Below are 19,399 nucleotides of genomic sequence, written 5' to 3' on the forward strand. Positions count from 1 at the left end.
ACGCCGATTTACGGTGGGTACAGGCATCGCTACTTAAAGTTAATCCACCCCTATATCTAAAAAAATTTCAACAGTCCTTTAAGAACCTATCGGCAACGGAGCTAAAATAGTTAGGGTTATAAATGGGATCACGATCGCAATTTGGATTAAAGATTGATGGAATTTCTGTAATTGCGTCAATGACTTGATGGTAAGGACAGGGGGATGCTCTCAGTTGGTTGAGTTAGGGGGTATAGGTGTCATTGTGCGCGAGTCTTAGCGAAGGTGATTGAGTATGGGCGCCGACGCGGGGAATGGCAGGTAAGAGTGTTTGAGTTGATTCTCTTATCTCTGTTTTATTCTTATATGCCCCTGACGCATGCTCAATGGCTTGAGTAGAGTATGATGTAATTAATCGATATATTATAAATATTAAGTTTATTGTTTAATTCATTGGGGCTGGTTTAGGTTTTGTTTAGAAATATAGACTTTACATAATTATCACACGCAACTATACTCTTGAAAAATTTCGGTGGAGAAAATAATGGATACGCAAAGTAGTAGTCAAATAAGCAAGGCAAGCTAACCTATCTCTCTACAGATTTGTTGCTTGCCGAAAATGGCGGGCAGCACCCTCTCTTATTTCCTGAGTTGTGCATACCCAAGTAGACCCTTATTACTTGACGTTATCGTGGCGCTGGTGGTGTTTGTTCACTTGAAGCCCATGTTTTAGTCAGCGCAACGAGATTCATTCAATCGTTGTCTGGTTATAACGCCAATGAGTGTGGGTGTAATATTTAACTCGATGTTTAATCATCGAGGGTAATAATTCGGGTTTTTATTATGGTATTTAACAACCACGCACTTTTTCCTCCTGGCAGAAACACAGACTATTGCTGATTTATACCCTCGGGTTATATATCTCAGCACAATTACCTGTGTGCTAAATAGCACATGATTATTCTACCAATGATTAATTCATGGAGAGAATCATGGCATTAACTCCTTTTGTCGTAAATTTATTACTGGCGATGTGTTTGGGCGCATTAATTGGCGCTGAAAGACAATGGCGCCAGCGTATGGCGGGCTTACGTACTAATGCATTAGTCGCGACCGGTGCTGCAGTATTTATTCTCAGCTCTTATGCCACATCCCCTGATAGCCCTGGTCGTATCGCCGCTCAAGTTGTTTCAGGCATCGGTTTTTTGGGTGCAGGCGTCATTATGCGTGAAGGCATGAATATTCGTGGCCTGAACACCGCAGCTACACTCTGGTGCTCGGCGGGTATTGGTGTGCTTTGTGGCTTGGGACTGTATTGGAATGCAGTGGCCGCCACTGCCGTTATTCTGTGTGCCAATATATTGTTACGGGAGGCGGCGCAACGGATTAATATGCAGCCTCAACAACAAGCCATAGACCTGGAAGTTCGTTACCGGATTCAGGTCACTTGTGGTGCGGAAGATGAGATATTGGTTCGCACCCTTATTTTACAGGCGTTAAATGGTGTGGCATTACGATTACAGTCACTTTGCAGTGCAGATATTGCCAAACCCGGTCAATTGGAAGTGTGTGCAGAAATAATGGCGACACCCGCAGCGCAAAGAGAAATTGAAAGTATTGTTTGCCGTGTCAGTCTGGAGCGGAGCGTCAGTGCTGTCCATTGGCGTATCGCATCTGAATTACCTGCTTAATAATAAAGTAATTTACTCATTAATAAATTGCTCAATTTTTTGCAATAAATAATTAAATACTGACCCACGTGGTAGTAAGGAGTTGTTATGGACGATCACCCCGGAGTTAACCAAATTAGTCGCTGCTAATTAAATATAAATACAAAGTTGGCAGCGCAATAATAGTTCAGCACATTTATCTCTCAATAATTGAGCGGATAAACCCTGTGCGTTTAGAATTAAAAGAGAAGCGTTATGACCCAATTCAAAAAAACAGTTACCAGCCGTAGCAGTAATAAAAAAACTTTTGCTATCGCGCAAGAAGCCAAGAATAGTTTGGATCAAACATTATCCAAGTTGAATGCTAATTTAAATGGGCTGACAGAAGAGGATGCCAGGGAGCGACTGGAATTATACGGCATTAATCAGGTAGCACATGAGAAAGCGCCCCCAGCGTTGCTTCAGTTATTGGCAGCATTTAATAACCCTTTTATTTTTGTTTTGATGGTATTGGCGGCAATCAGTTTCTTTACTGATTATTGGCTGCCATTACAACAGGGTGAGGAGACTGATCTGATTGGTGTCACAATTATTGTGACGATGGTATTGATCAGTGGTTTATTGCGTTTCTGGCAGGAGTACCGCACCAATAAAGCGGCTGAAGCCCTGAAATCGATGGTGCGAACCACCGCCACAGTATTACGCCGTAGTAGCCATAGTGCCCAACCGGCAAAACAAGAAATTGCGATTAAGCAATTAGTGCCGGGGGATATCATTCTGTTATCCGCCGGAGATATGATTCCGGCAGATTTACGGCTCATTAAATCCAGAGATTTGTTTATCAGCCAGGCGATCCTGACCGGAGAAGCTATCCCTATTGAAAAGTACGACGCAATGGGGGCCATCAGCTCAAAATCAGTAGATGCGGATGCCAATAGCGAGAGTGAATTACTTGAATTATCTAATATTTGTCTGATGGGAACTAACGTTGCCAGTGGAACGGCAATGGCTGTGGTTGTGGCTACCGGCGGGCATACTTATTTCGGGTCGCTTGCTAAGTCGATTGTTGGCACTCGCGCACAGACGGCATTTGATCGTGGCGTCAACAGTGTCAGTTGGTTATTGATTCGTTTTATGTTGGTAATGGTACCGATTGTATTGCTAATTAATGGTTTTACAAAAGGTGATTGGACTGAAGCGGCACTATTTGCATTGGCAGTTGCGGTTGGGTTAACCCCTGAAATGTTGCCAATGATTGTCAGTTCTAACCTGGCGAAAGGCGCAATTGCTATGTCACGGCGAAAAGTTGTGGTTAAGCGATTGAATGCAATACAGAACTTTGGTGCTATGGATGTGTTGTGCACAGATAAAACCGGCACATTAACCCAGGACCGCATCATTCTTGAACACCACCTGGATGCCAGTGGCAGCAATGACAATAAAGTGCTGCAATTAGCATGGCTTAATAGTTTCCATCAAAGTGGTATGCGAAATCTGATGGATCAGGCGGTCATAAAATTTAGCCGCGGTAAACCTGAAATAGATGCTTTGCGCGGCTTTAACAAGGTCGATGAATTACCGTTTGATTTTATCCGTCGTCGTCTGTCAATTGTGGTAAAAGATGAGCAGCAGCACCAGCGCTTAATTTGCAAAGGTGCGGTGGAAGAGATGCTGAGTATCTGCACCCAAGTTCGCGAGGGAGATAAGATATACCCACTGGATGAAGCCCGCAGAGCCAAATTACTGGCGTTAGCCACACAATATAATGAAGACGGTTTTCGTGTTTTGTTACTGGCAACCCGTGAATTAGGGACTCAGCTCAGTGAATTACCGTTAAATATTAATGATGAACGTGATTTAGTTGTTCAAGGGCTACTGACTTTCCTCGATCCGCCAAAAGAGAGCGCGGAGGCTGCTATCACCGCACTGCGAGAAAATGGTGTTGCAGTAAAAGTGTTAACGGGCGATAACCCGATTATTACGGCAAAAATCTGCCGCGATGTCGGGTTGGAGCCGGGGGAGCCGCTGAGTGGTCGTGATATTGAAGGTATGGATGATGAAACGTTAGCGCGTGAAGTCGAGTTGCGCACAGTGTTTACCAAACTTACCCCTTTGCAAAAATCACGGGTGCTAAAAATGCTGCAAAGCAATGGGCATACCGTTGGTTTTCTTGGCGATGGCATCAATGATGCACCGGCATTACGCGATGCTGACGTGGGGATATCGGTTGATACTGGCACTGATATCGCTAAAGAGTCGGCAGATATTATTCTGTTAGAAAAGAATCTGATGGTGCTGGAGGAGGGGGTTATTATAGGGCGTGAAACCTTCGGTAATATCATCAAATATCTGAATATGACGGCTAGCTCGAATTTCGGCAATGTGTTCTCAGTGCTGGTTGCCAGTGCATTTATTCCCTTCTTACCCATGCTTGCCATCCACCTGCTGTTACAAAACCTGATGTATGACATTTCTCAGCTCTCCCTGCCGTGGGATAAAATGGACAAAGAATTTTTACGCAAGCCGCGTAAGTGGGATGCTAAGAATATTGGCCGCTTTATGCTATGGATTGGGCCAACTTCCTCAATTTTTGATATTACGACTTATGCACTGATGTGGTTTGTTTTTGCGGCTAACAGTGTTGAGCATCAGGCTTTGTTCCAGTCCGGTTGGTTTATTGAAGGTCTGTTGTCGCAGACGTTGGTTGTCCATATGTTGCGCACACAAAAAATACCGTTTATTCAAAGTACCGCCGCCTTACCAGTGCTATTGACGACCGGATTGATCATGGCAATAGGTATCTATATTCCGTTCTCACCTTTGGGAGCATTAGTCGGATTGCAACCATTACCGTGGCAATATTTCCCTTGGTTGGCAGGTACCTTAGTCAGCTACTGTATTGTTGCGCAAATGATGAAGCAATTTTATATTCGCCGCTTCGGTGAGTGGTTGTAATTGCTTCGATTAATGTCTAGGTTTTATATCCGGCAAGACTATTTGTTGCTATCAGGGCATTGATATAACAGTTTCCGGGGCGAGTTGGCCCCGGAATTATTTCGACTATTCATTACTGACGCGAATCACCAACTTGCCAAAATTCTTGCCTTCCAATAGGCCGATAAAGGCTTGCGGCGCATTTTCTAGTCCTTCGACCAAGTCTTCACGGAACTTGATTTTGCCCTGATCAACCCATTGGGTCATTTGCTGTAGGAAATCACCAAAATGATGGCCATAGTCATCAAAAATGATAAATCCTTGCATCCTAATCCGTTTGCGCAAAATGATGCTTTGTAACAGTGGCAAACGATCCGGGCCGTCCGGTAATTCTGTATCGTTATAGCGTGCTATCAACCCGCATACTGGAATACGGGCGCGTGGGTTCAGCAATGGCAATACCGCGTCAAATACCGCACCACCTACATTTTCATAATAAATATCAATGCCGTCAGAACAGGCTTTTTCCAATTGTTGCGCAAAATCTGTTGCCCGGTGGTCAATACAGGCGTCGAAGCCCAATTCTTCCACCACATAGCGGCATTTCTCCGATCCTCCGGCTATCCCGATAACTTTGCATCCTTTTAGTTTACCGACTTGCCCGACAACTGAACCAACCGCGCCACTGGCAGCGGCAACGACCAGGGTTTCGCCCGCTTTGGGCTGACCAATATCCAATAGTCCCATATAAGCCGTGAAACCAGGCATGCCCAAAACGCCCAGAGAGCGTGAAGGATGGGAGAGTTGTGGCCCCAAATTGCGGATACCAGCACCATCCGATAACGTATAGTCTTGCCAGCCACTGTTGGCCAAAACCCAATCACCCACTTGAAACTCCGGATGATTAGAGGCTTCAACGCGTGAGACGGCCCCGCCTACCATGACGTCACCAATTTCAACCGGCGCGGCATAGGAGGGGGCGTCGCTCATACGGCCACGCATATAGGGGTCAAGCGACAAATAGCGAGTGCGAAGTAGCACCTGACCTGCTGCGGGTTGCGCAATAGGTTGAATATCTAAGGTGAAATTTTCGCTGGTTGGTGTGCCATGTGGGCGTGAAGCCAGCAGAATACGGCGGTTACTGGTTTTATCTTGAGGCATCAAATTCCCTTACTTGGACGGAGTAAAAAGGCCGGTAGTGAACATAGCGAATATTAAAAATAACGCGTGTTGAGAATAATAGTAGAACTCGGCGGGATGATTTCAGCTAATAGTGCGGCAACACAGTGAAAGGCATTACGGTGCTGACAGAACGGTTGTCGCAACGCACAGCTACGGGTTAATTAAAGTGGGACGATCAATACGTCGACACTACTGGTATTAATCAGCTTGGCAGCAGAACAGGAGAGTTTATTCATCAGGCTTGTACTGTGGTTACCGCAGATAACTAAATCAATATGCTGCTGTTGGCAAACGTAAGCCATGCTATCAGCGAATTGCCCGTGCACAATGGATCTATCCTCTATGGGATAATCAGCATTAATCGCTAACTCCTCCATAAATAGTTGCGCTTCTTCTTGCAACACAGAACGCAAGTCTCCCAGCATGGGGGCAGCATAACTGCTGTACATTTCTGGCTCAGTTGTCAGGGTGATTAACGAAACCCTGCCATTATAGGGCCGCACGATAGAAACGGCTTTATTAACCAATTGTTGGCTATCGGGTGAAAGGGCAACTGCGACCAGTACATTTCTGTATCCCATCATTAAGCTCCCATAAGCGCGGCTATAGATTAAAGGTTAGGGGAATACACCTTTGATAAATGGGATGTCAGTCACATTTGGTTACGACCAGCCAATAATGCGAGCCGTGATAGGGCGTTAATTAAAATAGTCGCTAATAAGCAATATTTGAAACTTATGTTTCAAACATTATTAATTATTTTTAATTACATTTTATTCACAAATTCCTTGTGAAAACGCGGATATGAACCGCAGTTGAAACTGCGGCAGAATGAAATGTGTGCAATAGCGTTGAATTGAAACATGCAGTTACCTCTGTTGCCTTTTTTAATACATGTTGTTGGGTTTTTTAACGTTAAAAGGTAAATAGGTTAATAAATGGTCGGTAGGCGGTGTTTTGTGAAATCGCATAAATATTCGTTAAAACAAAATAGTTTCGGAAGGGTACTTATAGGATAACCGAACTATAATCCTCTGCTTTAGTCCTTACTGCTGATAATTTTGGGTTATAACAGATTTATGTTCTGCTATTTTGCTTTAGGAATGCTTTTGTTCGAACTGATCTAAAAACACTAAGAATTGGGCCTATATATCTAGTTTTTTAGCTCTTTTCTGACTTGTGAGTGTTTTTTAACCATGAGTGTGAGTGAAAAGTGAACAATTATGAGTGTAAGAAACAGCTTTATATTTTATTTTTGTGATCTATATCACATTACATTTAAAATGAATCACTAGTCACATTGTATGTGCTAACGATTCGGGAGTAGAGTTGGGCCTCTTTAGGAATAATCCTAATATTTTGTAAGAAAAGTTGCATAGCAAGATGCACTATCAGAGCAGCACAAAATCGAGCTGCCAAGTTTACGACATGTTATTTCATACCAAAATGGTATTTTTGTAATGTAACACCAGTAGGTTTTAATTACTTTTAGTTCTATGGGTTTTAATTAACTGTATAGCGGGAAGGATCCCAGGTCTTGGGTGAAGAATTCTATCATCCAACTTATGTTTTAAAACATAATCAGTCGGGATGTATAAAATGAGTACGTCTGAATTACTCAAACATATTTATGATATTAATTTGTCTTACTTGCTTTTAGCACAACGGTTAATTAACGATGAAAAAGCCTCAGCGATGTTTCGTCTGGGTATTACAGATACTATGGCCGACGCATTAGCGCAGTTAACTTTACCGCAAATGGTTAAATTAGCTGAGACTAACCAATTAGTCTGTCATTTCCGTTTCAGTGACCACAACACTATTCATCATCTGACGAAAGAATCTCGTGTCGATGACTTGCAGCAAATCCACACAGGGATCCTATTGTCGAGTCACTTACTCCACGAGCTATCGTTACAAGACGGTAGTGCGCCTAAAAAAAGAGCATGACTGATGGTTGTGAAAAGTATTGTTCAGGAAGCTAAAGACATTCATTTGGCAATGGAGTTGATCACTTTAGGTGCGCGTTTGCAGATGCTTGAAAGCGAAACGCAACTCAGCCGGGGGCGATTAATTAAGCTCTACAAAGAGCTGAGAGGGAGTCCGCCACCTAAAGGAATGCTGCCGTTTTCGACTGATTGGTTTATGACCTGGGAACAAAACATTCATTCATCGATGTTTTATAACGCTTATAGCTTCCTGCTAAAAAGCGGGCAATGCACCGGTGTTGAGGCCGTTATTAAGGCCTATCGTCTTTATCTGGAACAGTGTCCTGATCAGTCTGGAGTACCGCCATTACTGGCGTTAACTCGTGCCTGGACCCTGGTTCGATTCGTTGACAGTGGTATGTTGCAACTCTCAGGTTGCAGTTGCTGTGGTGGGACTTTTATCACCCATGCGCATCAACCACGAAATAGCTTTGTTTGCAGTCTCTGCCAGCCACCTTCCCGCGCAGTAAAAAAACGTAAACTTTCTCCGCCATCTGCCGATATTACTTCACAACTGCTGGATGAGCAGGTTAGACGCGCAGTTTGAGTCTCTTTGAGTTGTCAGAATTTTTTGGTTACAGCTGCGGTATGGATACCGTTCCTGTAGCCAGTTAATGACAATTCATTGCACTCAAAGGGTGCTAACGCCTCACCTTCCACCCACACACTTTGCTAAGGATGTCGCGTGTTAGTTATTTTGGGTTATATCGTGGTCTTAGGTGCGGTCTTCGGTGGCTACATGATTGTTGGTGGCAACCTTGGCGCACTGTATCAGCCAGCCGAATTTTTAATTATCGGCGGTGCAGGTATCGGTGCATTTATCGTGGGTAACAACGGCAAAGCGATAAAAGCGACAATAAAGGTCATGCCAAAATTGATGCGCCGTTCTAAATATAACAAAGTCCTGTATATGGACTTAATGGCGTTACTTTACCGTTTATTAGCTAAATCCCGTCAACAGGGAATGCTGTCACTGGAACGGGATATAGAAAGTCCGCGGGAAAGTGAAATTTTCTCTAATTATCCTCGGATCTTGGCCGATAAGTTATTAGTGGAATTTATTACTGATTATTTACGGTTAATTGTTAGCGGAAATATGAATGCTTTTGAAATCGAAGCACTGATGGATGAAGAGATAGAAACTCACGAACAAGAATGTGAAGTTCCCGCAGGTAGCTTGGCGATGGTGGGGGATTCGTTACCCGCATTCGGTATTGTTGCTGCGGTTATGGGGGTGGTACATGCCCTGGCTTCCGCCGACCGACCAGCCGCAGAACTTGGGGCACTAATTGCCCATGCGATGGTGGGGACGTTTCTGGGTATTTTGCTGGCATATGGTTTTATTTCACCTTTGGCCACCTTGTTGCGTCAACAGAGTGCAGAAACCACCAAAATGATGCAGTGCATCAAGGTGACACTGCTTTCCAGCCTGAACGGATATGCGCCACAAATTGCCGTGGAGTTTGGTCGTAAAACGCTCTACACCACTGAGCGTCCATCGTTCATTGAGCTGGAAGAGCATGTACGCAGAGTGAAAGCGCCGGCACCGCAAGCGACAGAAGAGGACGCATGAAGCATCAGAACCACCCCGTTATTGTGATTAGAAAGCGAAAAGCTAAGCATGGTGGCGGTCATCATGGCGGGTCATGGAAAATTGCTTACGCTGACTTTATGACAGCGATGATGGCCTTCTTTCTGGTGATGTGGTTGCTATCGGTTTCCAGCCCGCAGCAACTGACGCAAATTGCGGAGTATTTTCGGACACCGTTGAAAATAGCGTTGACCAGCGGTGATAAGAGCAGTGCCAGTACCAGTCCGATTCCAGGGGGCGGTGATGATCCCACCCAGCAAGTGGGCGAGGTACGCAAGCACATCGATTCAGAAGAGAGTCGCAAAGAAGAGTATCGACTGAACAAGTTGCGGGAAAAACTGGATCAATTAATCGAATCTGACCCGAGATTGAGAGCATTACGGCCACATCTGTTGATTAACATGATGGAAGAAGGGTTAAGAATTCAGATTATTGATAGCCAGAATCGGCCGATGTTTAAGATGGGCAGTGCGCAGGTAGAGCCGTATATGCGTGATATTTTACGTGCTATAGCCCCTATCTTGAATGACATACCAAACAAAATCAGTCTGTCGGGGCATACCGATGATCTGCCGTATGCCAATGGCGAACGAGGTTACAGCAACTGGGAGTTGTCGGCTGATCGTGCTAATGCTTCACGGCGTGAATTGCTCGCCGGTGGTTTGGATGAGGGGAAAGTGCTGCGGGTGGTGGGTATGGCCTCGACGATGCGCTTGAAAGAGCAAGCAGCGGATGATCCGGTTAACCGTCGAATCAGTATTTTAGTGCTGAACAAACAGACGCAACATGATATTGAGCATGAGAATTTAGATAACAAAGCGCTGGATATAGAAAAAGCCGCGAGCTTAAAGCAGCTTGAGACCAGTGGGACTGTGCCAACCGCGACGCCTGCTGCTGCGACAGCGCCAACGGGTACGGCAACCTCCACCGGGCAACCCGCGACTGGGGCGGTAACAGTATCGGCGGCGGCAGTACCGGTAACGGCAGCACCTGTGAAAACGATAACGCAGCCTGCAACAGCACCACAAACACAACAATCGAGCACGGGGAGCATCACTCCAGCAACCACTGGGCCAACGACATCGTTGCCAGCGGCACCTGCAAGTAATGCACCGGTCTCTCCGACAAGCCGCGACGCACAGTAGAGGTGACACCGTGAGCATGGATATTACCGCGTTTTATCAGACTTTCTTTGATGAAGCAGATGAACTGTTGGCAGATATGGAACAGCACTTGTTATTGCTGGACCCACTGGCACCAGATAAAGAACAACTCAATGCCATTTTCCGTGCTGCTCATTCGATCAAAGGTGGTGCAGCGACGTTTGGCTTTACGGTATTACAAGAGACAACCCATCTGTTGGAAAACCTGTTGGATGGTGCTCGTCGCGATGAAATGCGGTTGAGCACTGATATCATCAACCTGTTTTTGGAAACGAAAGATATTATGCAGGAACAGTTGGACGCCTATAAAACCTCTCAGGAACCTAATGCGGAAAGCTTTGAGTATATCTGCCACGCATTGCGCCAACTGGCATTAGAGGCTTTAGAACAACAAAGCACAGGTACCAACACATCAGTAGCACAAGGGAATGGCGTTGTGATGACTGACACCAAAGTGGGTGGTAAGTCACCGGCATTGGTTCAGGGGGGAATGCGCATTCGCTTGTCTGGCCTGAAAGAGCAAGAAATCCCACTGATGTTGGAAGAGCTAGGCAATTTGGGTGAAGTTAAAGATCCACATCAAAGTGCTGATAGCCTGGAAGCCACCCTGATTACGTCTGTCAGTGAAGATGATATCAGCGCCGTGCTCTGTTTTGTGTTGGAACCGGAACAGATCAGTTTTATACCCGCTGAATTGCAACCAGAAGCTACAGCTGAAGTGGCTGTAGTGGCGCCGGTTATCGCAGAATTACCGCCAACGGCGGTGGCCCCAGTGGCTGAAACCAACAGTTCCTCTAAAACGGGTGTTATTGCCGCACCGACCAGCCCGGAACATGTAAAACCAAAAGCGAAAGCCAGTGAGTCAACCAGTATTCGCGTCGCGGTTGAGAAAGTTGACCAGTTGATTAATCTGGTGGGCGAGTTGGTGATTACTCAATCAATGTTGGCACAGCGCTCCAGTACGCTGGATCCCGTCATCAACGGTGATTTGCTCAATAGTATGGGGCAGTTGGAACGCAATGCGCGTGACTTGCAAGAGTCGGTGATGTCGATCCGTATGATGCCGATGGAGTATGTGTTCAGCCGCTTCCCTCGTTTGGTGCGCGATTTAGCCAGTAAACTCAATAAGCAAGTCGAACTGACGCTGCTTGGCAGTTCTACAGAACTGGATAAAAGCCTGATTGAACGCATTATCGATCCCCTGACCCATCTGGTTCGTAACAGTTTGGACCACGGTATTGAAGATGCTGAAACCCGTATTGCTGCCGGTAAATCGCCGGTGGGGAATCTGACGCTGTCCGCAGAGCATCAGGGCGGTAATATCTGTATTGAAGTCTTGGATGATGGCGCAGGGTTAAACCGGCAGAAGATTCTGGCAAAAGCGCAGTCTCAAGGAATGGCCATTAATGAGCATATGAGCGATGAAGATGTTGGGATGCTGATTTTTGCTCCCGGATTCTCCACCGCAGAGCAAGTCACTGATGTTTCCGGCCGCGGTGTCGGTATGGATGTGGTTAAGCGAAATATTCAGGAGATGGGCGGCCATGTGCAAGTCAGTTTCCAGGCCGGTCTTGGCACTTCAATCCGTATTTTATTGCCATTGACGCTAGCTATTCTTGATGGAATGTCAGTAAAAGTCAGTGATGAAGTCTTCATCTTGCCATTGAATGCAGTAATGGAATCACTGCAACCTTTGGCTGAAGATTTACACCCGCTAGCCGGCGGTGAACGGGTATTACAAGTGCGCGGCGAGTATTTACCTTTGGTTGAATTGTACCGGGTATTTGATGTTGAAAACGCCAAAACTGAAGCCACTCAGGGCATCGTTGTGATTCTGCAAAGTGCCGGGCGTCGTTATGCACTCTTGGTAGACCAGTTGATTGGTCAGCATCAGGTGGTGGTGAAAAACCTCGAGAGTAACTATCGCAAAGTGCCAGGTATTTCAGCCGCAACCATATTGGGTGATGGCAGCGTGGCATTAATTGTTGATGTGTCGGCTTTGCAGGCATTAAACCGGGAAAAGCGTGTAACGGCTGATGATGTGGTCGCTGCCTAGCAGGTGGACCAATTGAAGCCTGTATGGAACCCGTATGAAAACAGGTATAGGGCACGGAGTGTTCCGGTCCTGAAAACAAACATAAATTCAACCTATTGATTGAAGGGTAAAAACATGGCAGGACTAGCAACCGTCACGAAGCTGGCTGGCGAAACGGTAGGACAAGAGTTCCTGATTTTTACGCTGGGCGATGAAGAGTACGGGATTGATATTCTGAAAGTACAAGAGATCCGTGGCTACGATCAGGTGACCCGTATCGCTAACACCCCGACGTTCATTAAAGGTGTCACTAACTTACGCGGCGTCATTGTCCCTATTATTGATTTACGGGTTAAGTTTGCACAAAAAGGTGTGAGCTATAACGAAAATACCGTAGTGATCGTACTGAATTTTGATCAGCGCGTGGTGGGTATTGTCGTTGATGGTGTGTCAGATGTGCTGTCATTAACCAATGAGCAAATACGTCCTGCACCAGAGTTTGCCGTCACTCTGGCAACTGAGTATCTAACAGGTTTAGGTTCACTCGGGGAAAGAATGCTGATTTTGGTGGATATCGAAAAGCTGTTGAGCAGTGAAGAGATGTCGTTGATTGACTCTGTCATTAAAGGGTAAGTTTCGGTTAATTTGCCTATCGGGTTTCGGTTGATATTCGTTCAGTGATCAGGTGATCTCCTGTCTCATGTCAACCGAACCAATCACCACGCCGCTCTCCATCGAAACCGTGGTCCGTTCTTGTCCGGCCAAAACCTGATGAGGCCGGTTTTCACCTCGATAATAACAAACTGCTAACACTCATCCTCATCTCGTTAAAATAATGTCTCTCTCCGGTAAAGTTCCCCCTCCCAGTGCCGATAACACAGTTAATTAGACGTCCTATGTTTTGGCGTACCTGTGTTTTGACGTACTTATGAAGGGATAACATGTTTAAGCGTATGAAAGTGGTCACCAGCCTCCTGTTGGTGTTAGTGCTATTTGGTGCCTTACAGTTCGTTTCCGGCGGGCTTTTCTTCAATTCCCTGAAAAATGACAAAGAGAACTTTGCGGTTTTACAGGTTATTCGTCAGCAACAGTCGGTGTTGAATGAAAGTTGGGTAAATCTGCTGCAAACCCGTAATACGCTGAACCGCGCAGGCATCCGCTACATGATGGATGTGAATCATACCGGTAGTGGCCCTACGGTGAATGACCTGTTGGCATCAGCCAAAGGGACATTAGGTGTGGCGGCGGAGCGTTTTAAAAGCTACGAACAGATCCCGTTGGATAGCCAGCAAGACGCCGAATCAGCTAAAAAATTAAAACAGACTTATGACCAATATTTTGGTGCGTTAACCGAACTGATCCAATTGATGGAAGCTGGCAAGATCAATGAGTTCTTCGACCAACCCACCTCTAGCTTCCAAAATGCTTTTGAACAGGATTACAACACTTACCTGACACAAAATGATCGCTTGTATGCCTCCGCAGTGGAAGACAGCAACCAGTCATTTAGCTTCGCGATGGGGGTGATTGTTACCGTACTGATTGTGGTATTCGCGGTAATTATTGTTGTTTGGCTTGGCATGCAACACATCTTGATTAATCCGCTTAAACACTTGATAGAACATATTAAACATATCGCTAACGGTGATTTAACGCAGACTATCGAAGTGCATAGCCGCAACGAAATGGGCACATTGGCCGCCAGCCTGAAACACATGCAATCTGAATTGATTACCACCGTCAGTGATGTGCGTTTAGGTGCCGATGCTATCTATAGCGGTGCCTCAGAAATTTCCGCCGGTAACAACGATCTGTCAGCGCGTACAGAACAACAAGCCGCCTCACTGGAAGAAACCGCCGCCAGTATGGAGCAGTTAACCGCCACAGTGAAACAGAATGCTGAGAATGCTCGTCAAGCTAGCCAACTGGCCTTAAGTGCATCGGAAACGGCACAGAAAGGTGGCAAAGTGGTGGCGAATGTGGTGCAAACCATGCATGAGATTGCCGGTAGTTCACAGAAAATTGCAGATATTACCAGTGTTATCGATGGTATCGCTTTCCAGACCAATATCCTGGCGCTGAACGCCGCCGTTGAAGCAGCCCGTGCCGGTGAGCAGGGTCGTGGTTTTGCCGTTGTTGCCGGTGAAGTACGTAACCTGGCACAACGTAGTGCGCAAGCTGCAAAAGAGATTAAAGGCCTTATCGAAGACTCGGTTAGCCGTGTCGATATGGGGTCAGTACTGGTTGAAAGTGCGGGTGAAACCATGGGAGATATCGTTAATGCGGTAACCCGCGTCACCGACATCATGGGTGAAATCGCTTCTGCTTCCGATGAGCAAAGTCGCGGTATCGATCAAGTGGGTCAGGCGGTCACTGAAATGGACCGGGTAACCCAGCAAAACGCCTCTTTGGTGGAAGAATCAGCCTCTGCCGCCGCCGCACTGGAAGAACAAGCCAGTATGTTAACCCAATCCATGTCTGTATTCGTTCTGCGTATGGATAACGGTAGTACTACAAGAGATGTTAGAAAAATAAAGCAGCCGACACAGGATTTGAGCGGAACTGCTAAAAAAACACTGGGAAGTGACCTGCAAGACAATTGGGAAACTTTCTAGTCCCCTACAACCCTTCATACTTGAAATTGCAGGGGTGTTAGCTGCGCTCACGAACCCGAATCACTTACTTGAGTAAGCTCATCGGGGTTCGTTTGCTGGCTGCCTACCTGCAACTCCAATTATTTTGGGTGAACAAAAATAGATAAAGCTGGCCAATGAGCCGGCTGAGAAGAGGTTACGATGTTTGGCCGAATTCGGATTTCTACCAGCTTTTTCCTGTTACTGATATTAATTTGCTCGATACAGTTAATTTCAAGTGGTCTGTCATTTACTGCTTTTCGCTCAGACTACCAAAATTTGAACCGGGTGGATCTCAGTAGCCAGCAACGGGATGCATTAAGCCTCAGTTGGGTATCCTTGCTTCAGGCGCGTAATACCTTAAACCGGGCGGGGACGCGCTCGGCTCTCAAAGTACCTCAGGAGCAAGTCAACGCATTAATGGGCAATGCGCGCAGCTCATTACAGAAAGCGGACCTCTACTTCAATCAGTTTATTGCGGTGCCACGCCTTGATGAGAGTGATAACGGTGGCGAATTGTTGGATGCCACTAAAAACAGTTATCAGAACTTACGGACGTCGTTACGACAACTAATCGATTTTCTGGAAGCCGGTAATTTACAAGGCTTTATGGACCAACCCACCCAGAAAACACAGGATTTGTTCGAAGCCGATTTTTTACAGTATTTGCAGTATGCCAATGAAGTGATTGCTGAGGCCGGTACCCAAAACCAGCAGGCGTACCATCTCTCCATGTGGATATTTGGTGCGGCGATTGTAATGGTAATAGCCATGGCGATTTCGTCGCTTGTTTGGCTGCGCACCATGTTTGTCAGGCCGCTGAAAATTATGCGCGCGCATTTTGACCGCATCGCACGGGGGGATTTATCAGCGCAGATTCATGTCTCCGGGCGTAATGAAATCAGCGAGATGTTTGCCAGTTTACGCATCATGCAGCAGTCGCTTATCACCACTGTTAGTCATGTCCGAGATGGCACTGAAGCAATGCTAACGGGGATTCAGGAAATTTCTGCGGGTAACAATGATTTGTCAGCAAGAACCGAACAGCAAGCGGCGTCTCTGGAACAAACTGCGGCCAGCATGGAGCAACTGACCGCGACGGTCAAACAGAATGCGGATAATGCTCGTCAGGCAACATTGCTGGCGAAAGACGCATCAGCAACCGCTGCCAAAGGGGGTGAGTTGACGGGCAGTGTGGTGACAACTATGCATGATATCGCCACCAGTTCACAGAAGATTGGTGCCATTACCAGTGTTATTGATGGTATTGCCTTCCAGACCAATATTCTGGCGTTAAATGCTGCTGTTGAGGCTGCTCGCGCTGGTGAGCAGGGGCGCGGTTTTGCTGTCGTCGCCGGTGAAGTTCGTAATCTGGCCCAGCGCAGTGCACAAGCAGCAAAAGAGATTAAAGGGTTGATCGATGAATCGGTCAGCCGTGTTCGCCAGGGCTCCACTCTGGTTGAAAATGCGGGTACTACCATGGAAGAGATTGTTCGCTCAGTGACTCGGGTTACCGACATCATGGGTGAAATCGCTTCCGCCTCGGATGAGCAAAGCCGAGGTATTGAGCAGGTTTCACTGGCAGTAACACAGATGGATCAGGTCACTCAGCAAAACGCCGCATTAGTGGAAGAGGCTGCGGCTGCGGCTAACGCACTCGAAGAGCAGGCAAGTATGCTCTCCGATGCAGTGTCTGTTTTTCGTTTGGAGCAGGATAGCGACAGCGGGGAGGGGCAGGCAGCAGACGGCAGTGGTAAACAACCGGCTGTTAAGGAAATTCCAGATTGTCAAACGGCGTAACGAAGACTTTGTTGTGGGGTGAGGCCGGATGAAACCATCATCGATGAAACAGCCATCGCCCCAAGAGTCTGGGTCGATCCTGACTCAGATGATTCAACGGCTCCCGTTGCCGGATGTTCACTTCCGGCGCATATGCCAACTTATTTATCAACGAGCCGGGATAGTACTGGCCGATCACAAACGGGAAATGGTCTATAACCGCCTGGTCAGGCGGCTGAGATTGCTAGGGATTAACGATTTTGGTCAATACCTTGCTTTGCTAGAGACCGACCCGAACAGTGCAGAGTGGCAGGCATTTGTTAATGCCTTGACCACTAATCTGACGGCATTTTTCCGTGAGGCACACCATTTCCCGATTCTGGCTGAACATGCCCGCCAGCGGCCGGGAAGCTATTCGGTGTGGAGTACGGCGGCATCGACCGGTGAAGAGCCGTACTCTATCGCGATGACACTGTGTGATGTGTTGGGAAATAGAGCGGGTTCGTGTCAGGTGTTAGCCAGCGATATCGATACGCAAGTACTGGAAAAAGCGACCAGTGGTGTATATCGGCAAGATGAATTGCGTTCATTGTCGGCACAACAGATGCAACGCTATTTCTTGCGTGGCACCGGCCCACATCAAGGCATGGTGCGAGTGCGCCCGGAATTGGCCAATATGATCCATTTCCAGCAACTCAATCTGTTGGCACCAGAGTGGGCATTACCCGGGCAGTTTGATGCTATTTTTTGTCGTAATGTGATGATTTATTTTGATAAAGAAACGCAGGAGCGCATTCTGCGTCGCTTTGTCCCTTTGCTAAAACCAGGTGGTCTGATGTTTGCAGGCCACTCGGAGAATTTCAGTCAAATTAGTCGGGAATTCTATTTGCGCGGGCAGACCGTTTATGGGCTGACCAAGGAGAGGTGATGAGTAAAATCAGAGTATTGTGCGTTGATGATTCTGCATTGATGCGCCAACTAATGACCGAGATTATTAATAGTCACCCGGACATGGAAATGGTTGCAACGGCTCCCGATCCGTTGGTTGCCCGTGATTTGATCAAAAAATTCAATCCGCAGGTTTTGACGCTCGATGTCGAAATGCCGCGGATGGATGGTTTGGATTTTCTTGAAAAGCTGATGCGGTTGCGACCGATGCCGGTAGTGATGGTCTCATCATTAACCGGTAAGAACTCTGAGATAACCATGCGTGCGTTGGAGTTGGGAGCGATTGATTTTGTTACCAAACCTCAGCTTGGGATCAGAGAGGGAATGCTGGCTTACAGTGAGTTGATTGCGGAGAAAATCCGTACGGCTGCTAAAGCTCGCCTGCCGCAGCGCGGCCCAGAAAACGCGCCGGTTATGCTTACGCATACACCACTGCTCAGTAGTGAAAAGTTAATTGCAATTGGTGCCTCTACCGGGGGGACAGAAGCTATCCGTATGGTATTACAGCCGTTGCCACCGACCAGCCCGGCACTGTTAATTACTCAGCATATGCCACCGGGTTTTACCCGTTCATTTGCTGAGCGACTTAATAAGCTGTGTCAAATCACTGTGAAAGAAGCAGAAGACGGTGAGCGGGTCTTACCGGGGCATGCCTATATTGCTCCCGGCGATCGGCATATGGAACTGGCGCGTAGTGGGGCGAACTATCAGGTTCGCATTCATGACGGGCCGGCGGTTAATCGCCATCGTCCCTCGGTTGATGTCCTATTTCGCTCAGTGGCGCAGTATGCCGGGCGTAACGCCGTGGGGGTTATCCTGACGGGGATGGGCAATGATGGTGCGGCCGGGTTGTTGGAGATGTATCGCGCCGGTGCTTATACCATCGCGCAAAACGAGGCCAGTTGTGTGGTTTTCGGCATGCCGCGTGAAGCGATTGGTATGGGGGGCGTTAATGAAGTTCTGGATTTGAACCAGATAAGCCAGCGTATGTTGGCGCAGATTAGCAGTGGTCAAGCCCTGCGAATTTAGTAGACATTTTCCGGTGGAAATCGGGCGTTGATAGTTAATCGCTCAGCGGTGAGCAACAAACCTTAGGAGTTGGTATGGCGGATAAGAATCTCAGATTTTTGGTGGTAGACGATTTTTCGACCATGCGTCGTATTGTCAGAAACCTGCTGAAAGAGCTGGGTTTTAACAATGTGGAAGAGGCCGAAGATGGCGTCGACGCATTGAATAAATTACGTGCGGGTGGCTTTGATTTTGTGGTTTCTGATTGGAATATGCCGAATATGGATGGCCTGGACCTGTTGAAAACTATCCGTGCCGATGGTGCTCTTGGTACTTTGCCGGTTCTGATGGTAACCGCCGAAGCGAAAAAAGAGAATATCATCGCAGCAGCGCAAGCAGGTGCCAGTGGTTATGTAGTGAAACCTTTCACTGCCGCTACCTTGGAAGAGAAGCTCAATAAGATTTTTGAAAAGTTGGGTATGTAAGGAG

14 protein-coding genes and 1 pseudogene are annotated in these 19,399 nt (G+C 46.9%); 13 read left to right on the forward strand and 2 right to left on the reverse strand.

Translation table 11 applies throughout. The features are described from left to right. Positions 1–971 precede the first annotated feature (971 nt). Both Q2T72_RS09015 and mgtA read left to right on the forward strand, forming a co-directional pair. Complete coding sequence (locus Q2T72_RS09015) at positions 972–1,670, forward strand: MgtC family protein (protein WP_193784678.1); 699 nt, start codon at positions 972–974, stop codon at positions 1,668–1,670. A gap of 234 nt (positions 1,671–1,904) precedes the next feature. Continuing rightward, the gene (gene mgtA / locus Q2T72_RS09020) at positions 1,905–4,604 is read left to right on the forward strand and encodes a magnesium-translocating P-type ATPase (RefSeq protein ID WP_372569015.1); all 2,700 of its coding nucleotides are present in this window, start codon (positions 1,905–1,907) and stop codon (positions 4,602–4,604) included. A gap of 105 nt (positions 4,605–4,709) precedes the next feature. Here the strand turns inward: mgtA and Q2T72_RS09025 are convergent, their stop codons facing one another. Beyond that, a complete protein-coding gene (locus Q2T72_RS09025; protein ID WP_372569016.1) occupies positions 4,710–5,744 on the reverse strand; it encodes an NADP-dependent oxidoreductase in 1,035 nt (344 codons plus the stop codon). Positions 5,745–5,926: 182 nt separating this feature from the next. Beyond that, positions 5,927–6,346: a universal stress protein UspC gene (gene uspC, locus Q2T72_RS09030; protein ID WP_083163715.1), complete on the reverse strand. Its 420-nt coding sequence runs from the start codon at positions 6,344–6,346 to the stop codon at positions 5,927–5,929. Positions 6,347–7,364: 1,018 nt separating this feature from the next. Here uspC and flhD point away from each other — a divergent pair. From flhD to cheY, 11 genes and pseudogenes are all read left to right on the forward strand, one after another. Next, positions 7,365–7,715, forward strand: a complete 351-nt coding sequence (gene flhD, locus Q2T72_RS09035; RefSeq protein WP_193784677.1) for a flagellar transcriptional regulator FlhD — start codon at positions 7,365–7,367, stop codon at positions 7,713–7,715. A gap of 3 nt (positions 7,716–7,718) precedes the next feature. After that, positions 7,719–8,300, forward strand: a complete 582-nt coding sequence (flhC, locus tag Q2T72_RS09040; protein ID WP_083159175.1) for a flagellar transcriptional regulator FlhC — start codon at positions 7,719–7,721, stop codon at positions 8,298–8,300. A gap of 138 nt (positions 8,301–8,438) precedes the next feature. Next, on the forward strand, positions 8,439–9,326 hold the full coding sequence (motA, locus tag Q2T72_RS09045; protein ID WP_083159174.1) for a flagellar motor stator protein MotA: 888 nt from the start codon (positions 8,439–8,441) through the stop codon (positions 9,324–9,326). Continuing rightward, complete coding sequence (gene motB / locus Q2T72_RS09050) at positions 9,323–10,489, forward strand: flagellar motor protein MotB (RefSeq protein ID WP_083159173.1); 1,167 nt, start codon at positions 9,323–9,325, stop codon at positions 10,487–10,489. Before motA ends, motB begins: the two co-directional genes overlap by 4 nt. A gap of 16 nt (positions 10,490–10,505) precedes the next feature. Continuing rightward, on the forward strand, positions 10,506–12,563 hold the full coding sequence (gene cheA / locus Q2T72_RS09055; RefSeq protein ID WP_193784823.1) for a chemotaxis protein CheA: 2,058 nt from the start codon (positions 10,506–10,508) through the stop codon (positions 12,561–12,563). Positions 12,564–12,677: 114 nt separating this feature from the next. Then, positions 12,678–13,175, forward strand: coding sequence for a chemotaxis protein CheW (cheW, locus tag Q2T72_RS09060; protein WP_083159171.1), 498 nt, complete (start codon positions 12,678–12,680; stop codon positions 13,173–13,175). Positions 13,176–13,483: 308 nt separating this feature from the next. Continuing rightward, positions 13,484–15,035: pseudogene (locus Q2T72_RS09065) on the forward strand (methyl-accepting chemotaxis protein); the annotation flags it as partial. A gap of 302 nt (positions 15,036–15,337) precedes the next feature. Then, positions 15,338–16,975, forward strand: a complete 1,638-nt coding sequence (locus Q2T72_RS09070; RefSeq protein ID WP_083159169.1) for a methyl-accepting chemotaxis protein — start codon at positions 15,338–15,340, stop codon at positions 16,973–16,975. A gap of 28 nt (positions 16,976–17,003) precedes the next feature. After that, positions 17,004–17,882, forward strand: a complete 879-nt coding sequence (gene cheR / locus Q2T72_RS09075; protein ID WP_372558662.1) for a protein-glutamate O-methyltransferase CheR — start codon at positions 17,004–17,006, stop codon at positions 17,880–17,882. Further along, positions 17,882–18,931 (forward strand): chemotaxis response regulator protein-glutamate methylesterase, encoded by a 1,050-nt coding sequence (locus tag Q2T72_RS09080; RefSeq protein ID WP_083159168.1) that lies wholly within the window; start codon positions 17,882–17,884, stop codon positions 18,929–18,931. The genes cheR and Q2T72_RS09080 overlap by 1 nt, the downstream gene beginning before the upstream one ends. Positions 18,932–19,005: 74 nt before the next feature. Further along, entirely contained in the window at positions 19,006–19,395 is a 390-nt protein-coding gene (cheY, locus tag Q2T72_RS09085) for a chemotaxis response regulator CheY (RefSeq protein WP_049605622.1), read from the forward strand. Positions 19,396–19,399: the final 4 nt, after the last annotated feature.

The organism is Yersinia sp. 2466 StPb PI, from assembly GCF_041538325.1.
Lineage (GTDB): Bacteria > Pseudomonadota > Gammaproteobacteria > Enterobacterales > Enterobacteriaceae > Yersinia > Yersinia enterocolitica_E.